This is a genomic window from Streptomyces sp. NPDC111656, from assembly GCF_055656965.1.
The window spans coordinates 1-20185 of record NZ_JBVKCA010000046.1 but is presented as its reverse complement, the minus strand read 5'-3'; the positions used below and the strand labels follow the sequence as shown (position 1 = coordinate 20185).

Here is a 20185-nt window from a genome sequence, read left to right as displayed (position 1 = left end):
CCACGCGGTCTGGTAATGCACGCCATTGCGTGCCGCCCACTCGGAAAGCTTCACACGATCAAGATAACAGATGAGAAACACAGAGATTTGCTGATAAATTCCGCAGCAGTTGTTAGCCCCCGAAGACGGCCAAGGCCGCGCCCCGCACGGGGATCACGATTCCATCAGGATCGAAGTGATCGGCCTGGGCGGCCCGTGCTCGGCATAGTGGCCGCAGCACACCGTGCCTCGACGCACCTTGATCCGGTCACCGCTGGGTGACACGACAACGCGGGGGAATGCATGCGTGCTCACAGGAAGATCGGCGCGGCGCTAGCGACAGCGGCGCTGGCCGTCGGGTTCGGCGCGGTGGCGGCTCCGTCCGCCGATGCCGCCGCGGGCTGCTGGACCAACGACGGCGGCATCAGGTGGTACTGCAACAACGTGTCGGGCGCGCCCGTCTACGGCATCATCGGCAACAACCACTCCTACCCCGACCCCGGCAAGATCGTCGGGTACATGTACTCCAACCCGAGCTGGTTCTACTGCAAGGAGGACGGCCAGGCCTGGGTCGGCGGGCCGCACCCGACCCGCTGGCTGATGACCGTCGCCGACAACGGACAGCTGGGATTCATGAAGGACACCGCGATCTACAGCGAGACCGACCCGGTGCGGGACTGCTACGGCTAGCGGGTCACCGCGTGGAGCTCAGGCCCTGACGGGACACGCGTCAGGGCCTGCCTGAGCATGTCGTGCCTGGTCATGTCGTCTTCGTCGCGAGGAAGGCAGGGCGAGTTCAGGCGTCCGGGCGGGCCGGCTGGGTGCTGGCGGCGGCGGGCTTGGCGGTGGGCCACTGCGCCAGCGAGAGCATCCCCATCACCCGGCGGATGAGGTAGAAGGCCAGCGGCAGTTCGACACACGCCGCGAGCACCGCCGACAGCCACACCCCCGAGGTGCCGAAGGCGAGCGACACGTCGAACCACGCGTCGCAGATCAACAGCACCGCCGTCGTGGTCGCCGACACGATCACAGCGCGGTGCCGCAGCCACCCGAGCAGCGCCGTGGCCGCCATCGCGACCATGAGCAGGGCGTCGAACCCGACCCATGTCACGCGCCACTGGCGGACCTCGTACACGGACGGCAGCGTCATCGCCAGCAGGACCGTCCAGGGGACAAGACCGAGGGCGCAGACGGTGAGCAGCTCCAGCGTGTGGCGCCGGTGCCGGCGTATCCGCTCGGGCAGATCGGCCGCGGCCGCCGGTGCCGCGGCTCTTTCCTGGGTGCTGGCTTGGGCGTCGCTCACGTCGGCTGCTCCGTTCTCGTCCGTCCCGGGCGGACAGCGGCGGGGTGCTCCGCCGGCATCGGGCGGGCAGGTGCCGGTGATGATCCGGCCCGGAACTGCCAGGCTAGCCCGCACCCGTCCCGCCCCGGCTCCGGGCCCCCTGACGTGCCGCGCGCCCGCAGCAGAGCTGCCGTCGTCCGTCAAGTCCCGAGTTCTCCTGCCACGCATTCCAGGGGCATGACTCCTTTCGTCCGCCGGTGCCTAATGGAGATGCGGGCCCGTTCAACAGCAGCTGGCCCTCACCGAATGGCCGCGAATTTCCAGGACTGTTCGGAAACCCCTGATTATTTCTCACGGAGGAGAATTCCCATGACCCGCACTTCCCGTACTCAGCGCCTTGTGATGCTTGCCGCCTCGACCGCCCTGGCGGCGGGAGGCGCGCTGGTACCCTCCAGCGCCTTCGCCGCCCCGGCGACGCCGCACACCGGGCCCGTGGCCGCGGTCACGGCAAGCCACCAGGGCCACCAGGCCGCCGAGATCACGGGGCTGGTCAAGAACAGTACGACCACCACCACCAAGACGACGGTCAAGAAGGAACTGACCATCAACGGCCTCAAGATCACCAAGATCACCAAGACGACCAAAATAACCAAGAATTCCAAGGGTGTCGTGACCAAGAAGGTCGTCACGACGACCAAGAATGTCAAGTTCATCAAAATCGCTGGAAACAACGGCAACAACAATAATGAATAGCAGCCGCTAGGGCCGGGCCGAAGAACGCCGTCCGGGCGGTGCGGGGTACGCGGTGAGAGCCGCGTACCCCGCACCGCTGTGCCGGGTACCGCCCGCGCCCCGCCCCCTGTGGACGGCAGAGATGTTGCGCGAAGTCTTGACGCGCCCCGCCCCGTTGCGTAGGTATGACTGCGCAGTCATGACAGCGCAGTCATACAGCGGACCGCGACTAGGATTCGGCTGCCGAAGATCGGGAGACACCATGACACCAGTGGCAGGACGCGGCGCGGGAGCCGCGCCGCGCAGTGTGGACGTGGCACGCCTGGCGGGTGTGTCGCAGAAGACGGTGTCCCGGGTCATGAACGACGAGCCGTACGTCTCGGCGGACGTGCGCCGCCGCGTCCTGGCGGCGGCCGAGGAACTCGGCTACCGCTCGAACAACGCGGCCCGCGCCCTGGCCTCCGGACGCACCCGGTCCATCGGCGTGGTGACGCTCGGCACCGCCCTGTACGGTCCGGCCTCGCTGCTCATGGGTGTCGAGCGTGCCGTGCGGGACACCGGCTACGCACTGCGTGTGGTCAACACCATGGAAGGCGAGAGGGCGGGCATCGCCGGGGCCGTGGACTCGCTCCTGGACCAGGGCGTGGACGGCATCGTCATCTCCGAGCCGATCGACGAGGCGGACGGCGCGGATCTTTCCGCACGGGTCGACGTGCCGGTCCTCGTCCTCGGCGCACCCCCGCCCTTCGCCGCCCCCCGTGCGGTGACGGCCGGCATCGTCTCCGGCCAGATGGCGCGGGCGGCCACCGAGCACCTGCTGGAGCTGGGCCACACCACCGTCCACCACCTGGCGGGCCCGCAGCGCTGGTACTCCGCCCGGGACCGTCTCGACGGATGGCGCGAGGCGCTCGCCGCGCACGGCCGGGCCGAGCCGCCGGTCGCCGAGGGCGACTGGTCGGCCGCCTCCGGCTACGCGGCCGGCCGTGAACTTCTCGCCGACCCCGGTGTGACCGCGGTGTTCGCCGCCAACGACGACATGGCCATCGGCCTGATCCGCGCGCTGACGGAAGCCGGGCGGCGCGTGCCGGAGGACGTCAGCGTGGTCGGCTTCGACGACATCCCGGTCGCCGCCTATGTGACCCCGCCGCTGACCACGGTGCGTCAGCCGTTCGACGCCATGGCGCAGGACGGCCTGAAGCTCCTCGTGCACGCCATCGAGAACCCTGAGGCCGACCCGCTGCCGATGACCGACCCACCGGTCGAACTCGTCGTCCGCGCCTCGTCGGCACCCCCGCCGCCCCGCTAGCCCCTGGGCCACCGCAGGCCCCCTCACCGACGGAGGTCCGCCCCACCAGAGCCATCCACCGCTTCCACCGCTCCCGCCGTTGCCCCAAGCCAGCCCAACTCAGCCCAGCCCAGCCCAAGCCGGTTCCCCAGCAGTACCCACCGCCGCTCCCCGGGCCTCGATCAGGCCCCGCACCGGCCGCCGTTTTCTCGCGCGCCCTCCCCGGCGCGACCTCTGACAGGCCCGCCCTCCCGGCCCTGCCCGTCACACCACACCGCGCCTGACACCACCCGAATCCAGCTTCAGCACGCCGTCGCCCGGTGTGCCGGTCCCCAACACCCTTCCGCGGGAGTTCACCATGTCCGGACCCTTCTCCAGCCCGTCCTCCAGCCCGTCGCCCCTGAGCCGCCGGGGCTTCCTCGCCGCCACGGGCGCGCTGTCGCTGGCCGCCACCCTGTCCGCCTGCGGCGGCGACGGCGGCTCCGCCGCCGGTTCCTCCGCCAAGCCGGTCAGCCAGGCCGGCATCGACAAGGCCATGAAGACCCCGACCCGGCTGACGTTCAACCCGAAGATCCCCGGCTCCTGGCTGGTGGACCTGTCCCACGTTGAGCTGGACCCGCGCCTGCCCTCGCCGTTCACGCCGTCGGGCGCCCGTCCGACGGGACCTGCCTGGTACCAGACGCACACCGTCGCCTACGCCCAGGAGCTCGGCTACAACGTCCAGCCCCTCGAGGCGTACCTGCGCCGGGAGACCGGCGCGTACCTGGACCCGTGGCACGACCGCCTCAAGACCGCCTACGTCGACACCCCCGCCGACCTGGGTGTCACCAAGGACCTCACCGACGCCGAGTTCCTGGCGGCGATGGAGCGGCACAAGGAGGTCGACCCGGCCCTGGCGGCCGTCCTCGCCGCGGTCAAGGCGACCGTCAAGGGCGGCGTGGGCAAGCTCCGAGAGCGCCCTCAGGGCAAGCATTACCGCGACGGCGACCGGTGGCCGGCCCTGGAGCGTCCGACCTGGCGCCCGGACATTCGTGCCGCGGTCATCAGCAAGGCCCGGGTCAACATGCACCGCAAGCTGCTGAACATGTCGCGGATGACGGGCCTGTTCCCGCTGGCCGTGCTGTCCGACTGCGTCGTCTACCCGAGCCCCGGCAACAGCCCGCTGGACTTCCTCCCGTACGCGGCGTCCGGCAAGCCGCAGCCCGGCGGCTTCCGCCTCGGGCCCACCCCGGGCCTGGCGAAGCTGGAGGGCGTTCAGGAGATGGCGTGGGCAGTGGACCTGATGGACAAGGGCCTCAACCCGGCCCGGCACATCAAGGGCGGCGACGCCGTCCTGGACGAAGGGGAGTGACCGGTGGGGGAGATTGAGGACGCCATCGAGCGCGCCGACCGGGAGTCGTTCACCCACGAGCCGCCCAAGACCCTCAAGGGCCAGATCGGCTACCTGATGAAGCAGCTCAAGTCGACCCGTGCCGTCGCCCAGGAGATCGGGGTGAGCCAGCGGTCGGTGGAGCGCTACCGCAAGGGCGAGCGCAAGCACCCGCCCAAGCACATTGCCGACAAGATCGACGCGGCGGTGCGGTCCCGCTGGCAGCCCCTGGTCCGCAAACGCCGGCGCAAGCAGGCCGCCGCCACCGGCGGAATCACCGTGGAGACCCGCGCCCGCTTCGGCTACACCGCACCGGTCGGCACGACCGACGACGGCCGCTTCCGGCGACTCACCGTGCACCTCCCCCCGGCGTACGCGCAGCGCCTGTTCGACGCCCGCGACACGGGTGCAAGCGACCAGCAGATGCGCGAAATTATCGCCGAGGGTCTTAAAGACGTCTATTTTCAGGACGGCGGAAGCCGCGCTATGGGACTCTCGGACGTCACCCTCAACGACATTGACTACCTCGACCTGGATTACTGAATAGAGGAAAAGCGTGGCCACCGCCGAAGGCCGCTACAGGTGCTGCGTAGACAAGTGCCAGCCGCCGAGGTCGTCGCGTGTCACGAGCTGTACGACGCCAAGTCCGGACAGGCCATGAACGACGCCCTCTGATGGCCGGACGATATGCGCCCGCTGCACCGCGGCCCAGCCCGCTTCCAGCGGGACAGCGAATGACGGCCGAAGCCGCATCAGTTCCGGTGACGGCGGCTACGGTGACAGGGAGACCCACCAGGAGGAGCCCGTGAGCGCCCAGCCCGAGCACACGCCCGTTCCGTCGTACGCCCCCGCCCCAGGCGCTCCGGCCGAACTGCTCGTGCAGCTGCGTGCCGGCCGCCGTGCCGACCGCTGGGTGCCGGCTTTCGAGCAGGAGTGGGCGGCCGCACTTGAGGAGTCCCGCCGGACGTTCTCCCTCACCACGCTGTATGAGGTCGTCCAGGTCTGGCAGGCCCGGGTCGCCTCCGCCCCGGTGGTCGACGCGTTTCTCGCCTCCGGCAAGGACGACACCGAGTTCGTCGATCTGGAGGAGATCCGGAGCAGGCGCAGGTGACCGGTCAGCCGTACGCGGTCCGGCTGTCGTCGGCGGCCGTGAAGGTGCTCGCCGAACTGCCCGAGCACGCGGAAGAGATCGTGTGGGATGTCCTGGACACGGCTGCGGCCGGCCCGTGGGGCTTTGGCCAGTGGGACGCCGGTGACCCCGAGGGCGAAGACGTCCGTATCGCGTCCGTCGGCCAGCTGTCCGTCATCTACTTCGTCAACCGGGCGCTGCGCCACCTGTCGGTTCTGGACATCGTCTGGCTCGGCTGATCTACCGCCTGCTCGAAGAAACTGCTGGCCAGGCAGCGCTTGCCTCCATCGGGGTCTTCCCCCCCGCACCTCGGCGCGAGGGGAAGACCCCGATGGTGAACATGGCGAGGGAGACGATTCCCGTCGCGCCGTACTGCCACTGGACGAGCTGCTCGAATCCGCTGCTACGGAGCCGGGCACGGCACACCTCTGAGCCTGGGGTCGTCCTGAAGCAAATATTCCGCCATACCAGCCAAGTTGGTAGCCAACTTCACTGTTGTTGTCCCCCCTTGGCCCCTACTCATAAACAACCTGCAGGCAACTCCCCAAAGATTCAGCGAAGTAGTTGTGTTTGGCCGTGCCCCAGGAGAACGAAGCAATCATCGGTCACCTGGGTCAGGTGAGAAACCAGAGTTGTAGTGTTTCGATCTGGACTCTTCCACCGCGGGCTGAGCGCTTCGAGAGTTACCCCAGAATTCTCCTGAGGCAGTGGATGCCGCGGAGTTGCTTGATAGCGCAACAAGCGAGCAGCACAGAAAGACCCGTTGCACTCGGTTCTGCGGCGAACCCCGGCACCGCTTGCCCCGCCGGAGCCTTCCCCTCGTACCTCAACACGAGAGGACACCTCCGATGGTGAACACGGCGAAGGCGAAGATTCCCGTCGCGCCGTACTGCCACTGGATGAGCTGCTCGAAGACCCGAAGAAGCGGGCGCCGTCTCGACCATGCCGCTCAAGTTGGTGACCAACTTCTATCGAGTTATCTCCGCCCGGAAGCGTCTCACAACCACTTTTCGCCGGACTCCTCAAAGATGGCGGGAAGTAGTAGCGATTACTTACCTGTCCCTTCTGGGGATGGTGATGCTATACCCGCCTGGAGTCTCCACGAGTGATGACGAGTGGTGAAAGATATCCGAGTGAACCCGCCAACTCACCTAAGCCAGACCTCCACTTCGGGGTTGAGCGCGAGTTGGCAACCTTGGTTTCCAGGTCAGTCGTAAAGGGCAGAACCGGCAAAGGTAATACGGGTGGCTGCTACCACTCTGCCTTTGATCCACAGCGATAAGTGCACACCTCTGAGCCGAAGGGAAAGCAATGTCCGATACTTCCTCCGATGCGGAACCAAGCGTTCGCGGAAAGTCCCACTGGATACCAGTGGTCGTCGCTCTCGTGCTCGCGGTAACCGCTCTCACCGCAGCCGTTGTCATGACAGTCCTTCTCCCGACGGAGCCGGCTGTCTCTGCAACGGCCTCAGCGATCGCAGCCTCCGGTCTTACGGCAGCTGCGAGTGTGGTTCTGCCACGACGCTGAAGTGGGAAGACGATGCCCTGACTGGGCCGCGTCGAGCCGTGAACCCGCACGTCAGATTAGCCTGCGCGTTTCACTTGCTGCCGTGTCCGGATCTTGAGCGGAAACACGAAAGTGCCTTCTGAGCTGGGACGATGAGGCTTGTCTAGGGCTTCTGTCACCACAGCAGGAAGGCACTTTCTGCGTGCACACTACCGGGTCGCGTCCCAAGCTCGTCGTCTCGGCCGACGGTCACGGAGTGGTCAGCCACGCGGGATCACGCCTGCTGGCCGATCTCGCCGACGCCACCGGTCTGACCGGCTCCTTCGCCAATGCGCGGCACCGGCCACGATCCCGGCCGGGTAGCGGTCGACCTGGCGGTGATGCTCGCCGACGGCGGCGAGGCAATGGCCGACTTGGCCCTCCTGCGCGACCAGCGCGAGGTATACGGTCCGGTCGCCTCCACCCCCACCGCATGGCGCCGGATCTTCGGCGAACCCTGCGGGCCCGGGCTGGCCATAGAGCTCCACGAGGCCCTGGACCCGCTGGCGCCCCACCTGGCACCCGCCGGCCGGGAGGCCATCCTCCTCCAGGGCGCCCGTTTCGCTCTCGCCGACGGGCCGTACACGCCTGCCAAACGGGAGACCCTCGCTACGGTGGGCGCTGCGCTGACGATCTGTGCGGATGATGTGACGCGATTGCTCACGGCGGCGCGGACGCCGTCGTGAGCCCCGGGTGGGCCCGGGCCCCTCGCGCCCTCCCGGCGGGGGATTGATTTCTGCTGCGTGTCGGTGAGGGCTGGTCGCGCGGTTCCCCGCGCCCCTTCCGGGCCGGCGCGCCGTCCGCCGACTACTCCCCAGGGAGTAATCCGCACCCGCCGTCGCCCCCGGCAGTACGCGTCACCTCGCCCTCCCGCCCGACGAAAGCCATGGTTCTCACCGGAAGTCTGGGGACCGAAGCAGACGTCACCCGGAGGGAGATCGGTCAATGAGGGCCGCAGAGACAACCACGACGAGGACGGGACGCAGGCGAGCCGTTCCATGGGCGGTGCTCGGGCTGTGGATTGCCGTGCTCGCGCTCGTCGGGCCGTTCGCGGCGAAGCTCGCCGACGTGCAGCACGACAAGGTCACCGACTACCTGCCGGCGAGCGCGGACTCGACGCAAGCGGCGAAGATCGAGGACAAGTTGCCCGGGGGCGAGACCACCGAGATGGTGCTCGTCTACCACCGGGACGGCGGGCTCAGCGCCGCCGACCGGAAGACCGCGGCCGGGCAGGTCGCGGAGATCACCCGGCAGCACGAGCTGATCGGCGGTGCTCCCAAAGGGATTCCGTCCAAGGACGGCACGACCCTGATGTACCCGGTCGCCAGCAACGAGCCCGGGGCGAACGAGGAGCAGCGGGACAAGCTCGTCAACGACGTCCGCGAAGTCGCCCAGGGCGAAAGCGGATTGAGCGTCGACGTGGGCGGCACCGGCGCGCTGGCCACCGACGCCGGCGCGGTCTACGACTCGCTCGGCGGACCGCTGCTCTACACCACCGTCGCCGTCGTCGCCATACTGCTGATCCTGATCTACCGCAGCCCCGTGCTGTGGCTCGTGCCCCTCGTCGTCGCGGGGATCGCCGACTACATGTCGATGGGTGTCGCCTACGGCCTCAACCAGGCCTTCGGCACCACCGTCTCGGGGCAGAGCTCGGGTGTGATGACGATCCTCGTGTTCGGCGCGGGCACGGACTACGCGCTGCTGCTCGTCTCGCGCTACCGGGAGGAGCTGCGGCGCTTCGAGCGACCGTACGAGGCCATGGTCGCCGCCCTGCGCGGCTGCGGGCCCGCCGTGCTCGCCTCCTCCGGCACCGTCGCCGCCGGACTGCTGTGCCTGCTCGCCGCCGACCTCAACAGCAGCCGGGGCATGGGCCCGCTCGGCACCGTCGGCGTGCTGTGCGCGCTGATCGCGATGATGACCCTGCTCCCCGCCATCCTCGTAGTGGTCGGACGGCGTGTGTTCTGGCCGCTCGTGCCCGTCTTCGGGAGCACGCCCAAGCAGCGGCGGAGCCTGTTCTCGGCGATGGGCAGCTCTGCCGGACGCAGGCCGCTGACCGTACTCGCGAGCGGTGCCGTACTGCTCGGCGCCCTCGCCCTCGGCTCACTCAACCTGCCCGGACCGCTCAAGCAGGAGGACTCCTTCGTCAACAAGCCGGAGGCCGTCGTCGCGATGGAGACCCTGGCCAAGTCCTATCCCGGGCAGGGCAGCCAGCCCATCGACGTGATCACCCCGCAGGGGCGCGCCGACGAGACCCTCGCGACCGTCCGCGGCACACCGGGCGTCGGCAGCGCGGAGAAGGGGCGTACGGGAGACGGCTGGACCGAGATCTCCGTCTTCGCGAAGAGCGCACCCCAGTCGGCGGGGGAGACCGCCACCATCAAGTCCCTGCGGGACGAACTGAAGGGCTCCTACGTCGGCGGGGACAGCGCCCAGCAGATCGATCTGGAGGTCACCAACGCCCGGGACACGAAGATCGTCGTACCGCTCGTCCTCGTCTCCGTGATGCTCATCCTGATCGGGCTGCTGCGGAGTCTGGTCGCACCGCTGCTCCTGGTGGTCGCGGTCGTCGCAGTGTGGGGCGCCTCCCTCGGGATCGGCGGACTGGTCTTCGAACCGCTCCTCGGCCTCAAGGGCACCGATCCGGGGCTCGGACTGCTGTCCTTCGTGTTCCTGGTCGCCCTCGGCGTCGACTACGGCATCTTCCTCATGCACCGGATGAGGGAGGAGTCCCTGGCGGGAGCGGAACCGACCGCGGCGGCACTCACCGCACTGCGCACCACCGGCGGCGTCATCGCCTCCGCCGGACTGGTCCTCGCCGCGACCTTCGCCGTGCTGACGAACATGGGCCTGGTGCAGCTGGTCCAGCTCGGCTTCGTGATCGCCGTCGGCGTCCTGCTCGACACCTTCCTCGTACGGACGTACCTGGTGACCAGCGCCAGCGTCGCCCTGCGCCGGAAGGTGTGGTGGCCGGGCGTGCTCTCACGGGAGCCCGACCCGGCCGAACGGACCGGACCGGCCGGACCGACCGAGCCGCCGCGGCAGCCGGAAACCGTCGGCGCACCCTGAGCACGCTGATCGAGCACCTTGATCCGCCGGGCCCGCCCGGGTGCCTCTCCTTCCGCAGGGGCGCCCGGGTTCCCGCACGAGTACCGGAAGATGGAGCCGTGGAAGAACGGGGAACGACCACAGAGGTACGCGACCGGTCGGCGGCGGAGACGGCGGCCGGTGGCGGCGGGCGGTCCCGTCGCGTCGAGCGCATCATGTCTGCCATCAACCGCGAACCGCTGACCGCACCGCACCGCACCCGCAACGACGCGGTCCTCGCGCTGGGCGTCGCCGTGCTCGCCGTGGCCATGACCTTGATGGGCGGCGAAGGGATCCGGCCCGACCATCTCGGCTGGACGCTGCTGCTCGCCGGGCATGTGCCCCTCGTATGGCGGCGCCGCCGTCCGGTGGTGGCCCTGCTCGGGGTGGTGGCCTGCGTGGCTCCGTACCAGGCCCTCGACTACAACCCCGCCCTGCCCATCCCCGCGACCGTCCTGGCGCTCTACACCGTCGCGGCGACCGGCGCCGTACGCCGCACGCTGCTCACCGGTGCCGCCATCCTCGGCCCGATAGTGATCATCAACGGCCTCACCGACGGGGCGCTGGTGTCCCTGGAGATCTCCGGCTGGATCATCGCGGTCCTGTTCATCGGTATCGACGTCCGCTACTACCGCTGGTACGTCGCCTCCATCGTCGAGCGGGCCGAACGGGCCGAACGCACCCGCGAGGAGGAGGCCGGGCGCCGCGTTGCCGAGGAACGGCTGCGGATCGCCCGTGACCTGCACGATCTGCTCGCCCACAGCATCACGCTCATCGGCGTGCAGACGTCCGTGGCGGCCCACGTCCTCACCGCCGACCCCGAGCGCCTCGACCGCAAGGCCGTCGCCCAGGCACTGGACGACATCGCGGGGACCTGCCGGACCGCCCGGGGGGAACTGCGTACGACGCTGGAGGTGCTGCGGGCGCATGACACGGTCGTGGGAGTGGGCGCGGATCCGGGAGCGGGGGCCGGTTCCGTGTTGGGTTCTGTTTCCGGGGCCGAGGACATGCGGGCGCCGCTGCCCGGGATCGACGGACTGGCCGGTCTCGCGGAGACCGGCCGGGTGGCCGGGGTCAGGGTCGAACTGTCCGTCCGCGCGGACGGCATCCCGCCCTCCGTGGGCGCCGCCGCGTACCGGATCGTGCAGGAGGCGCTCACCAACGCCGTACGTCACGGTGGCCGCGAGGACCTCACCGTGCGAGTGGGTCTTTGGACCGCGGACGGCGCACTGCGGGTGAGTGTCAGGGACGACGGGACGGGCGGGGACGCTGGCTCGGGCGACGGGGTGGGCCCGTCCGACGGCCCGCCGGGGTTCGGGCTCGCCGGAATGCGGGAGCGGGCCCGTAGCGTGGGCGGCACACTGGACGCCGGTCCGGGGCCCGCCGAGGGCTTCGAGGTGACCGCCACACTGCCGCTGTCCCGGGAGGGCGAGGTTCGATGACCATCCGCGTACTGCTGGCCGACGACCAGAACCTCGTACGGGCCTCCTTCGCGATGCTCGTTTCGTCGGCCGGGGACATGGAGGTCGTCGCCGAGGCGGGCACCGGGCGGGAGGCCGTGGCGCTGGCCCGGTCGGCGCGGGCGGATCTCATCGTGATGGACATCCGCATGCCCGACCTCGACGGGATCGAGGCGACCCGGCTCATCGCCGCCGACGAGGATCTCGCGGGGGTGAAGGTGCTCGTCCTGACGACGTACGAGACCGACGAGCACATCGTCGAGGCACTGCGGGCCGGGGCGTCCGGCTTCCTCGTGAAGGACATCAGGCCGGCCGAACTCCTCGACGCCATCCGGACGGTGGCCGCGGGGGAGTCCCTCCTCTCGCCCGGTCCCACCTCGCGGCTGATCGCCCGCTTTCTGCGCGCGCCGAACACCGCGACGACATCCGCGGTGGGCGGGCCGAGCGGGCTGTCCGAACGGGAACGGCAGGTGCTCGCGCTGGTCGCGCGCGGTCTCAACAACTCCGAGCTCGCCGACGCGTTGGGACTCAGCCCGCTGACCGCGAAGACCCATGTCAGCCGGATCATGGGCAAGTTGGGGGCGAGGGACCGGGCACAGCTGGTGATCGTGGCGTACGAGTCGGGGCTTGTGATACCTGGGACTGTCTGAGTTCGGGCCGACTTCGGGTCGGTTCAGGTTGCGTTCCGGGGGGTGGTTGTACGGTTCCTCAACTCCCTGTGGTTGCACGGGCATTGCTCTGTCCCTCGGTGCGCACTAGCAACCAGCACCGGCCCACTGCCACCCGTGTGGCTTACCGGCCGGTCCCCCGGGCGGACGAGCGAACGGTGGACGGTTGCGGGACCGCGTGTTGGCGGACCGTGTGGCACTGCCGGTCTCCACCGCCGTATGCCCCCTGCCGTGTCACCAAGGACGCAGCGCCGCCCCTCGCCCGGGTGAATCCCTCACCCGCGGCTCCCCTCGGTTCCCTCTTGCGGGTGACGGGGTGTCAGTGCCGCTCCCTACCGTCCAAACGTGACGACTTTGACGCGCCTCGATGGCGCTCGCTGCCCAAGGCGGTGTCCATGAGCCTGACTTCAGGAATCCACTGTCCGCGCACCCCGCTGCGCCGCTTCCTTGACCGTGAACTGACGGCCGGCGCGCACCCGTTGCGCAAGAACTACCGCGCCCGGCATCACAGTGACCAGCTCCTGCTGCCCGGCCCGGGCGTCGGCACGGAGGCAGGCACCGTCGGCACGGCGATCGACTACCGGCTGCGCCTGGCCTTCAAGCCCGTCGACCCGGTCGCCATCCTCGGCATCCTGCATCTCGGCACGGACGGCGCCGACCCCGTGATGCACACCGTGGGCCAGGAACTGGCCGCGCGGCTCAACGAAACCGTGCTCAGCCTGCAACTCGACAACCGCTCCCTGCCCATGGACCGCGGCCAGGACGAAGAGGAGGACCTGGCCCGCCTGCTGCTCGCCGCAGCCTGGTACCAGGTCAACTACCGGACCCCGATCGGGTTCGCCTACACCCCGCTGGCCGTCACCGCCCGCGAGAACCCCGACGCCTTCACCCTCGAACGGCTGCTCCAGCTGCCGCACCGCGACATGGTGACCGACGTCGTGGCTCAGCTCCACAAGGCCGCCGACAGCTCACTGGAGGCCTTGCGTGCCCGTTCCCGACCCGAGGACTGCACGCCCGGCCCCACGTTCCCCACCCACCACCTCACCGCGGACGCCGACCTCGCCGTCGACGGGCTGCTGCTCGACTTCAAGAGCACCCGCTCCACCCGCACACTCCGGCAGGCCGAAGCCTGGCAGCTGGCCGGCTACCTGCTGCTCGATGCCGAGGACCACTACCGGATCGACACCGTCGGCCTGTACCTGACGCGCTCCGGCGCCTTCGCCAGCTGGCCGGTAGAGGAATACCTGGAGCTGCTCGGGGCTTGCCGCCGCGACCTCACCGTCTTCCGCGCCGCGTTCACCAAGCTCATCGAAGGCTGTGTGTCCGACGGAGTGCCACAGGGAGCGGAAGAAGAAGACCGTGTTCGCAGGCTGCTGCAACGCCTGGCGCCCGTCGCCGACCCGGGCCACTGCAAGATCTGCACCCAGCCCTGCCCCACATCCGGGCGACGTTCCCGGGAGTTCTGCTCAGCCTGGTGCCGTCCTCCAGCGCCGCGGACTGCTGCCCGGCGGCCCGGTACCGCTGCTCCCCGCCCCGCGCAAGGAGCCCATGGACATCCCCGACGACGCGGAGATTGTGAGCATCACAGGCCAAATCCCCAGGTAGACGGGCTGGTCTGTGAGGCCGTGAGGAGGAAGTTCGACCCCTGCGGCAGCATCGTCTGCTGCCGCCAGCCCGGCAGCCGATTCAGCCCCGGGCCGGCAGCAGACGCTTCCCTGATCAGGGGCTCAGCCCTCTGCGGAGACCTCGTCCGCCTGCATACCCCTTTCGCCCTGCACCGCAATGAAGGTCACCTTCTGGCCTTCCTTGAGGCTCTTGAAGCCGTTCCCCTGGATCGACCTGAAGTGCACGAAGAGGTCCGGACCGCTCTCGGGGGTGATGAAGCCGAACCCCTTCTCGTCGTTGAACCACTTCACGGTGCCGGACTGCCGCTGCGCCATATCCACTCCCTCGAATCATGTGCTTGGGCTGGACGTGCATGACGCCCAACGAGCTGATCATTCCCGATGGCGGGGACGATCCTGGGAATCCTCGGTGTCGCGCGAAGTGATCGGAGCCAGACGATCAAACTCACCTGGCAAACGGTCAAGATCTCCTCTCAGAGGTCGCATACGCCCTGGTGCAGCCCGCTGGCACGCAGGACGATGGAGTCGTGGGCAAGCAGAACCAGGACCAGGACAACGTCGCTGAACCGTCGCGGCCGCCGCTGACGACCGCCCAGGCCCGGGAGGTGACGGCGGGGCTGCGCGAAGCGCCGGACGACGTCCGGCGCTCCGTGACGGTGCTCGCCGCCCGGGTCCGCGACGCCCACGCGGCCCGCGTCTGGCTCCCTCTCGGGCACGGCAGCTGGGAGGCGTACTGCGAGGCGGAGTTCGGCATCAGCCGCGCCCAGGCGTACCGGCTGCTCGATGTCGCCCGCGCCCTGGCTGTGATCCACGGCGCCGTCACCGCGGGCACCGAGCCATCTCGCACGCGAGGCGTCGGCCCGGCCGCTACGGCCGCGCTCGACTACGGCCTGTCCCAACGGGCCTTGATCGCTGTCTCCGGCCGTACGGACGACGTCGCGGAGTGATCACCCGCAGACTCGCCACACTCGCCCACAGCGGCCTCCAGGCCCTCGATGAGCTGACGGTGCGCGCGGTGGTCCGCCAGGCCGTCCGCGACATCCGTACCGCCCCGCCCCCGCCGCCGGAAGGTCCGCCGACGGATCCCGCGCTCGCCGCGCTGCGCCGCACCGTCGACGACCTCGCCGCCAGCACGCACGCGATCGGCGAGCTGCTGCTCGAAGTCGCCCCGGCCTACCTCTCCGACACCGACGCCGCCGGTGTCCTCGCCCTGTTGTGCGAAGAGATCGGCGAACCGCTGGACCACGGCCTGGCGGCCCGCCGCTACGCCATGTCCGGAGACCGCCGCGCCCTGCACGGCACTGTCCTGTAGGCGACCGCTCCCGGCTACTCCTGTGTGGCGCACAGCCCGTTGCCCCAGGTATACGGGGTTCGGTGTGAGGCGAGGGCCTGCGGCGACAGGGTGCCGCTGCTCCTGGTCGTGCTGCTCGCCGGTGGTGGGCAGCGGGTGTCATTGGTGGGTACCGGCGGATGGTGACCGTCGTCGCGGTGGTGCAGCGCGTGGTCCTGGTGGTCGTCGTCGGATGGCAGGAGGACGGTGTCGCGGGTGCAGCGCAGTATTTGCATGGGCCCGCGTAGCACAAGGCTGCTGCACGAGTGGCTGGCCGGGCCCCGGCCCCACAGCGACGGGCAGCTGCTGTTCACCGCTCGGACTGTGCTGCCCCCGCCAGCGCCTGTCGCTCCGCGGTCGCCAGCTGCGATCTCTCGGCTTGGGGTCGGTAATGGTGAGAGTCGGTGGTGCTGGCTGGGCGTGTGGTGTGTCGGTGCTGGTCAGTGGGGTGTTGGGGCGGGGCCGGCACTGTCATGAGGTGAGAGGTTGGGGGTGGGTGTTGCTGTCGTGGGGCTTTATCTCATGGCAGTTGATGCTGTCTCAGGTTCGTCTGATGGTCTGCGGGGGGGGGGTGTCAGTTGGACCTCGTCGTCTGAGCGTCAGTGGCGCAGGTGCGGTGACCTGGTCGTTGACGCTGACGGGTGATGCTCACTCGTTGCTGGCATGAGTGACGAAGGACCATGTCATTTTCACGCCGACCACCACGGCTCGACGGCATCGACCGCGACGCGACCCAGCACGTCGAGGACAACCGCCCGGCGAAGACCCGCAACGGGTACGCCGCCGACTGGCGCGCGTGGGAAGCGTTCTGCAAGGAGACCAGCCTCCCGCCCCCTGGCCGTCCGGACCGGCACGCTCGTGCTGTTCACGGAGTGGTGCTGGATTCAGCCCGGCTACAAGCCGGCCCCCGCGACCATCGACCGGCGTCTCGCCGGAGTCGTCGTCACCGGCCGCCGCCTGCACAAGCTGCAGCTGGCCGTCGACAACGCCGAGGAGGCCCGCGCCCTGCTCAAGGCGAAGGTCAAGACGATGGAGAAGACCGGCGAGCAGCGCGGCCGCGGCCAGGCCCCGGCCCTGCTCGTACGGCACATGGAGCGGATCGCCCGCACCCTGCCCGACAACCTCTCCGGCGTACGCGACCTGTCGATGATGACCATGCACTTCGCCATCGCCGGCCGCGAGCACGAGGTCGGATGGCTCCGCGAGCGCAACATCACCGAGGAACCCGAGGGCCGCGGCCTGATCGCGGACGTCCGGATCAGCAGGAACTACCCCCGCGTCGTCCAGATCCTCTACGGCTCCCGCGCCCACCTGTGCCCCGTCCGGTCCTGGCGCCGCTGGCGCCAGGAGTCCGGCATCTACGCCGACCCCGACGGCTTCGCCTACGCCGCCTGCACTCCCGCCACCACAGTGTCATGGAGGCCGGACTCGACCCCGAGTTGATCGGCGACGTCCTCACCCGCCGCGCCGAGGCCGCCAAGCTCGACATCCGGCCCACCGGGCACAGCCCCCGCCGCGGACTGGTCACCGAGTCCTCCCGCGCCGGCAACCCCGACGCCGTCATGGAACGACTGGGCGGATGGGCCCCCGGCTCCAAGGTCATGCGCCGCTACCGCGGGGAAGACGAGGCCTTCAAGGAGAACGCCCTGCACGGCGTGCTGTAGGCGGAGACGCCGATGCTGCTGGACTTCCTCATGCACAAGGTCGAGGGGCTCATCGAGACCTTCGTGCTTCTCAGCGTCAAGAACGTCCTCCCGCCCGCGCTGACCACAACGGGGCCGTGGCAAGCGCCTGGGCATGTACACAGGCTCGACCCGACAGTGCGCTCCCTGTGGGAGATCATCGACAACTCCGTGGACGAGGCCGTCATGACGAAGCTGCACGCGGGCTGCAAGCTCGGCGACTAAGTCCGCGGCCAGAGCGACTGAGGCTGTAGAGGGCAGGTCTTGTTCGACCCATACGCACTTGCCCCCCGTTGAGGAGCGGCAGCCCCACCTGCGGGACAACTGGGCGATCATCAACAGGCCTCGGCCGTTCTCATCGACGATGCGGGCATGGCGCAGGCGCGGGTAGGAGCCTCCACTGTCGAATACTTCGCAGGTCAGGACTTGGTGCTGGATGAGGCGGAGGCGGATCGGGCCGGCGCCGTGGCGGATGGCGTTGGTGACCAGTTCGCTGACGACCAGTTCTGTGGTGGGCACGAGATCCTCCAGCCCCCATTCACTGAGTTGACGGGCGGTCAGGTGCCGGGCGGTGTGGACGGCGGTCGGCTCGGGCGGCAGGTCCCAGGAGGCGATCTGGGCCGCGTTGAGTGTGCGGATCCGGACAAGGAGCAGAGTGACGTCGTCGGATGCTGCCTGAGTCGGCACGGTTTCCATCACTGAGGAGCACAAGTCTTCCAGGGACTGATCAGGCTGCGCCAGGGCGGCGCCCAGGCGGTGCATGCCGACGTCGATGTCCTCGTCACGGGACTCGACCAGGCCGTCGGTGTAGAACGCGAGCACGCTACCTTCGGACAGTTCCACTTCCACGGCGTCGAAGGGGATGCCCAGCCCGACGCCGAGGGGGGCTCCGGTGGGGATGTCGGGGAAGGTGACCTGGCCCTGCGGATCGATGATCGCGGGCGGGAGGTGCCCGGCCCGTGCCATCGTGCACCGCCGGGTGGCCGGGTCGTAGATGGCGTACAGGCAGGTAGCGCCCAAAACCACGGGGAATTCGTCCGGGCCGTCGGCGTCCTCCTCGGCCAGCCGACGGACCGTGTCATCGAGGCAGGCCAGCAGTTCGTCGGGGGGCAGGTCCAGGTCCGCGAGCGTGCGGACGGCGGTGCGGAGCCTGCCCATCGTCACTGCGGCGTTGATGCCGTGCCCGACCACATCCCCGACGACGAGGGCCACCCGGGCGCCGGACAGCTCGATCACGTCGAACCAGTCGCCTCCGACGCCGGCGTCCGTGTCGGCAGGCAGGTAGCGCGAGGCCGCCTCGACCGCCGTGCCGCCCCTCAAACGGTGGGGGAGCAGGTTGCGCTGCAGCGTGAGGGCCATGGTGTGTTCGCAGGCGTATTGGCGGGCGTTGTCCAAGGACAGCGCGGCCCGGGTGACCAGCTCCTCCGCGAGCAACAGATCATCCTCCTGGAACGGCAAGGGCGCCTCGGTGCGGATGAACACCGCGACACCGAGTACGGAACGCCGCGCACGGATGGGCACGATCATCACGGAGTGCATCCCGTTCTCACGGATCTTCTGCGCCCGCGCCGGGTCGTGGTCGAGCCATGTCCCAGGCGAGGTGTCCACCACCTGTGCCAGGTGGGACCTCCCCGTGCGCAGGACGCTGGTGAAGGGCGAGTCCGGTGAGATGAACACCGTCTCCCCCCGCGCCCACGGGGATTCCGGGATCCCCGGGTGGATCGAGGCCAAACCGGCACGGCGCAGAACAGGGGGGTGATCATGTGTCGTGTCGGTTCGGGCAGAGGGCTCTTCGCCGAACGGAACCGAGCCCGCCAGGTCGACGATGGCGTAGTCGGCCATCAACGGCACGGCAACGTCGGCCAGTTCCTGCCCGGTCTGCACGACGTCCAAGGTGCTGCCGATGCGCGTGCCGGCCTGGCTGAGGATGGCAAGGCGCTCGCGCACCCGCCGGCTGCCGGTGACATCCACGCACAAGCAGCACACCCCCAGCGCCTTGCCGTCCGCGTCCTGGAGGCAGAAGAACGAGACCGAATACGCGTGCTCCCGGCGCGGATCTTCCGGCGGCCACCCCCGGAACTCGTGGACCGCTGAGGTACCGCTCTCCAACACCTGCCGCATCACCGCCTCGAGCGCTTCGCTCTCGAAACCGGGCAGCGACTCCGTCAGCCGGCGTCCGAACCGCCGGTCACGAGGAATGCCGTCGTGGCTCTCCATCGTGTCGTTCACCAAGGTGCAACGCAGCTGCAGGTCACGAACGACGATGCCGATCGGTGCGCGGGTAAGGAGCGACTCCCGCACCGATCCATTGATCATCCCCGAGGAGAGCGTGCCCATGTCGGTCAGGGATACCAGCCAGCGCAGGGTTGCATCCTGTCCCCGCAGCAGTGAGAGGCGCAGGCTCAGGTTGAGCGTGCGTCCGTCGCAGTGGCGGACCGAAGCGGTGCCGGACCAGCCACCTCGGGCACGGCACTGCTCGGCGAACGCTGATACCCCCAGCGGCTCCTCAAAGGACGGCAGCACGAGTGCGGCGGACTGGCCCACCACTTCCCCGGCCGAGTACCCGACAAGCCGCTGAGCGGCCTGTGTCCACCCGACCACCGTCCCTTGCTCGTCGAGCATCGCTATCGCTGCGTCGGCTATCTCGTAGCGCTTCTGGTCAGTGCTCATCATGGCGGTCGATCACGTTCCTATCTGGATTTCCTTGGCTCGCGACCTGGATGTCGCGTCCGTTGAGTTCTTGGGCGAAGCCTCAAGGAGGCTGGACTTCTGGGCGGCCACTGCCTCGCGTCGTTGGCCGGAGTGAGCCGTGTACTAACCACCCTCGCGCTACGGACCGCCCATGACGCCCGTGAACGTCCTTGGGGCGCGCGAACCTTTGCCCCGTGCCGTGACGCACCCCGGAACTCCTGAGCGTCCTGTCTCGGCGACGCCTGAATTCTGACCCTCTGACGGCGGATCAAAAGTGACCCTCTCGGTGATCTTCGTCTGAACCTGATCTTGATCGGAAGGTCA

General features: G+C 69.1%; 18 protein-coding genes and 3 pseudogenes. 15 read left to right on the top strand and 6 right to left on the bottom strand.

Features of this window, described 5'->3' with window-relative positions; genetic code table 11:
• Positions 1–282 precede the first annotated feature (282 nt).
• Complete coding sequence (locus tag ACZ7M3_RS51580; RefSeq protein WP_472073598.1) at positions 283–669, top strand: hypothetical protein; 387 nt, start codon at positions 283–285, stop codon at positions 667–669.
• A 106-nt stretch (positions 670–775) separates the two neighbouring features.
• Here the strand turns inward: ACZ7M3_RS51580 and ACZ7M3_RS51575 are convergent, their stop codons facing one another.
• Positions 776–1282: a hypothetical protein gene (locus ACZ7M3_RS51575; RefSeq protein ID WP_472073596.1), complete on the bottom strand. Its 507-nt coding sequence runs from the start codon at positions 1280–1282 to the stop codon at positions 776–778.
• Between the two features lie 348 nt (positions 1283–1630).
• Here ACZ7M3_RS51575 and ACZ7M3_RS51570 point away from each other — a divergent pair, with 348 nt between their 5' ends.
• The 11 genes and pseudogenes from ACZ7M3_RS51570 (at position 1631) to ACZ7M3_RS51520 (ending at position 12515) form a co-directional block, all read left to right on the top strand.
• Positions 1631–2014 (top strand): hypothetical protein, encoded by a 384-nt coding sequence (locus ACZ7M3_RS51570; protein ID WP_472073594.1) that lies wholly within the window; start codon positions 1631–1633, stop codon positions 2012–2014.
• 241 nt (positions 2015–2255) lie between these two features.
• A complete protein-coding gene (locus ACZ7M3_RS51565) occupies positions 2256–3299 on the top strand; it encodes a LacI family DNA-binding transcriptional regulator (protein WP_388533554.1) in 1044 nt (347 codons plus the stop codon).
• Positions 3300–3837: 538 nt separating this feature from the next.
• Positions 3838–4629, top strand: a pseudogene (locus ACZ7M3_RS51560) (telomere-associated protein Tap); the annotation flags it as partial.
• A 3-nt stretch (positions 4630–4632) separates the two neighbouring features.
• Entirely contained in the window at positions 4633–5190 is a 558-nt protein-coding gene (gene tpg / locus ACZ7M3_RS51555; protein WP_472073592.1) for a telomere-protecting terminal protein Tpg, read from the top strand.
• 262 nt (positions 5191–5452) lie between these two features.
• Positions 5453–5758 carry a DUF6247 family protein gene (locus ACZ7M3_RS51550; protein WP_472073590.1) on the top strand — a complete coding sequence of 102 codons (306 nt, stop codon included), beginning with the start codon at positions 5453–5455 and terminating at the stop codon, positions 5756–5758.
• Complete coding sequence (locus ACZ7M3_RS51545) at positions 5755–6015, top strand: hypothetical protein (RefSeq protein ID WP_472073588.1); 261 nt, start codon at positions 5755–5757, stop codon at positions 6013–6015. The genes ACZ7M3_RS51550 and ACZ7M3_RS51545 overlap by 4 nt, the downstream gene beginning before the upstream one ends.
• Before the next feature lie 1439 nt (positions 6016–7454).
• Positions 7455–7761, top strand: a pseudogene (locus ACZ7M3_RS51540) (IS1380 family transposase); the annotation flags it as partial.
• Positions 7762–8007 (top strand): annotated as a pseudogene (locus ACZ7M3_RS51535) (TerB family tellurite resistance protein); the annotation flags it as partial.
• A gap of 259 nt (positions 8008–8266) precedes the next feature.
• Positions 8267–10387: an MMPL family transporter gene (locus ACZ7M3_RS51530; protein WP_472073586.1), complete on the top strand. Its 2121-nt coding sequence runs from the start codon at positions 8267–8269 to the stop codon at positions 10385–10387.
• A 194-nt stretch (positions 10388–10581) separates the two neighbouring features.
• Positions 10582–11847, top strand: a complete 1266-nt coding sequence (locus ACZ7M3_RS51525; protein ID WP_472073602.1) for a sensor histidine kinase — start codon at positions 10582–10584, stop codon at positions 11845–11847.
• The gene (locus ACZ7M3_RS51520) at positions 11844–12515 is read left to right on the top strand and encodes a response regulator (protein ID WP_472073584.1); all 672 of its coding nucleotides are present in this window, start codon (positions 11844–11846) and stop codon (positions 12513–12515) included. Before ACZ7M3_RS51525 ends, ACZ7M3_RS51520 begins: the two co-directional genes overlap by 4 nt.
• Before the next feature lie 425 nt (positions 12516–12940).
• Here the strand turns inward: ACZ7M3_RS51520 and ACZ7M3_RS51515 are convergent, their stop codons facing one another.
• The 3 genes from ACZ7M3_RS51515 to ACZ7M3_RS51505 form a co-directional block, all read right to left on the bottom strand.
• A complete protein-coding gene (locus ACZ7M3_RS51515; protein ID WP_472073582.1) occupies positions 12941–13450 on the bottom strand; it encodes a hypothetical protein in 510 nt (169 codons plus the stop codon).
• A 51-nt stretch (positions 13451–13501) separates the two neighbouring features.
• A complete protein-coding gene (locus tag ACZ7M3_RS51510; RefSeq protein ID WP_472073580.1) occupies positions 13502–13942 on the bottom strand; it encodes a hypothetical protein in 441 nt (146 codons plus the stop codon).
• A gap of 318 nt (positions 13943–14260) precedes the next feature.
• Positions 14261–14473 (bottom strand): cold-shock protein, encoded by a 213-nt coding sequence (locus tag ACZ7M3_RS51505; protein ID WP_472073578.1) that lies wholly within the window; start codon positions 14471–14473, stop codon positions 14261–14263.
• Positions 14474–14685: 212 nt separating this feature from the next.
• On the opposite strand from ACZ7M3_RS51505, the gene ACZ7M3_RS51500 reads away from it, so the two are divergent.
• Entirely contained in the window at positions 14686–15105 is a 420-nt protein-coding gene (locus ACZ7M3_RS51500) for a hypothetical protein (protein ID WP_472073576.1), read from the top strand.
• On the top strand, positions 15102–15470 hold the full coding sequence (locus ACZ7M3_RS51495) for a hypothetical protein (RefSeq protein ID WP_472073574.1): 369 nt from the start codon (positions 15102–15104) through the stop codon (positions 15468–15470). Before ACZ7M3_RS51500 ends, ACZ7M3_RS51495 begins: the two co-directional genes overlap by 4 nt.
• A gap of 14 nt (positions 15471–15484) precedes the next feature.
• Here ACZ7M3_RS51495 and ACZ7M3_RS51490 read toward each other — a convergent pair whose 3' ends face one another.
• Positions 15485–15724: a hypothetical protein gene (locus tag ACZ7M3_RS51490; RefSeq protein WP_472073572.1), complete on the bottom strand. Its 240-nt coding sequence runs from the start codon at positions 15722–15724 to the stop codon at positions 15485–15487.
• Positions 15725–16346: 622 nt separating this feature from the next.
• Here ACZ7M3_RS51490 and ACZ7M3_RS51485 point away from each other — a divergent pair.
• Complete coding sequence (locus tag ACZ7M3_RS51485) at positions 16347–16931, top strand: site-specific integrase (protein WP_472073570.1); 585 nt, start codon at positions 16347–16349, stop codon at positions 16929–16931.
• Here ACZ7M3_RS51485 and ACZ7M3_RS51480 read toward each other — a convergent pair.
• Positions 16871–19840 (bottom strand): SpoIIE family protein phosphatase, encoded by a 2970-nt coding sequence (locus ACZ7M3_RS51480; RefSeq protein WP_472073600.1) that lies wholly within the window; start codon positions 19838–19840, stop codon positions 16871–16873. The two genes, ACZ7M3_RS51485 and ACZ7M3_RS51480, sit on opposite strands and share 61 nt — an antisense overlap.
• Positions 19841–20185: the final 345 nt, after the last annotated feature.

What these genes read in the sequence shown, in the direction of transcription:
- ACZ7M3_RS51580 (WP_472073598.1), top strand. Translation starts at nt 283, where the DNA reads ATGCGTGCTCACAGGAAGATCGGCGCGGCGCTAGCGACAGCGGCGCTG.
- ACZ7M3_RS51570 (WP_472073594.1), top strand. Translation starts at nt 1,631, where the DNA reads ATGACCCGCACTTCCCGTACTCAGCGCCTTGTGATGCTTGCCGCCTCG.
- ACZ7M3_RS51565 (WP_388533554.1), top strand. Translation starts at nt 2,256, where the DNA reads ATGACACCAGTGGCAGGACGCGGCGCGGGAGCCGCGCCGCGCAGTGTG.
- ACZ7M3_RS51530 (WP_472073586.1), top strand. Translation starts at nt 8,267, where the DNA reads ATGAGGGCCGCAGAGACAACCACGACGAGGACGGGACGCAGGCGAGCC.
- ACZ7M3_RS51525 (WP_472073602.1), top strand. Translation starts at nt 10,582, where the DNA reads ATGTCTGCCATCAACCGCGAACCGCTGACCGCACCGCACCGCACCCGC.
- ACZ7M3_RS51520 (WP_472073584.1), top strand. Translation starts at nt 11,844, where the DNA reads ATGACCATCCGCGTACTGCTGGCCGACGACCAGAACCTCGTACGGGCC.
- ACZ7M3_RS51505 (WP_472073578.1), bottom strand. Translation starts at nt 14,473, where the DNA reads ATGGCGCAGCGGCAGTCCGGCACCGTGAAGTGGTTCAACGACGAGAAG.
- ACZ7M3_RS51490 (WP_472073572.1), bottom strand. Translation starts at nt 15,724, where the DNA reads ATGCAAATACTGCGCTGCACCCGCGACACCGTCCTCCTGCCATCCGAC.
- ACZ7M3_RS51480 (WP_472073600.1), bottom strand. Translation starts at nt 19,840, where the DNA reads ATGAGCACTGACCAGAAGCGCTACGAGATAGCCGACGCAGCGATAGCG.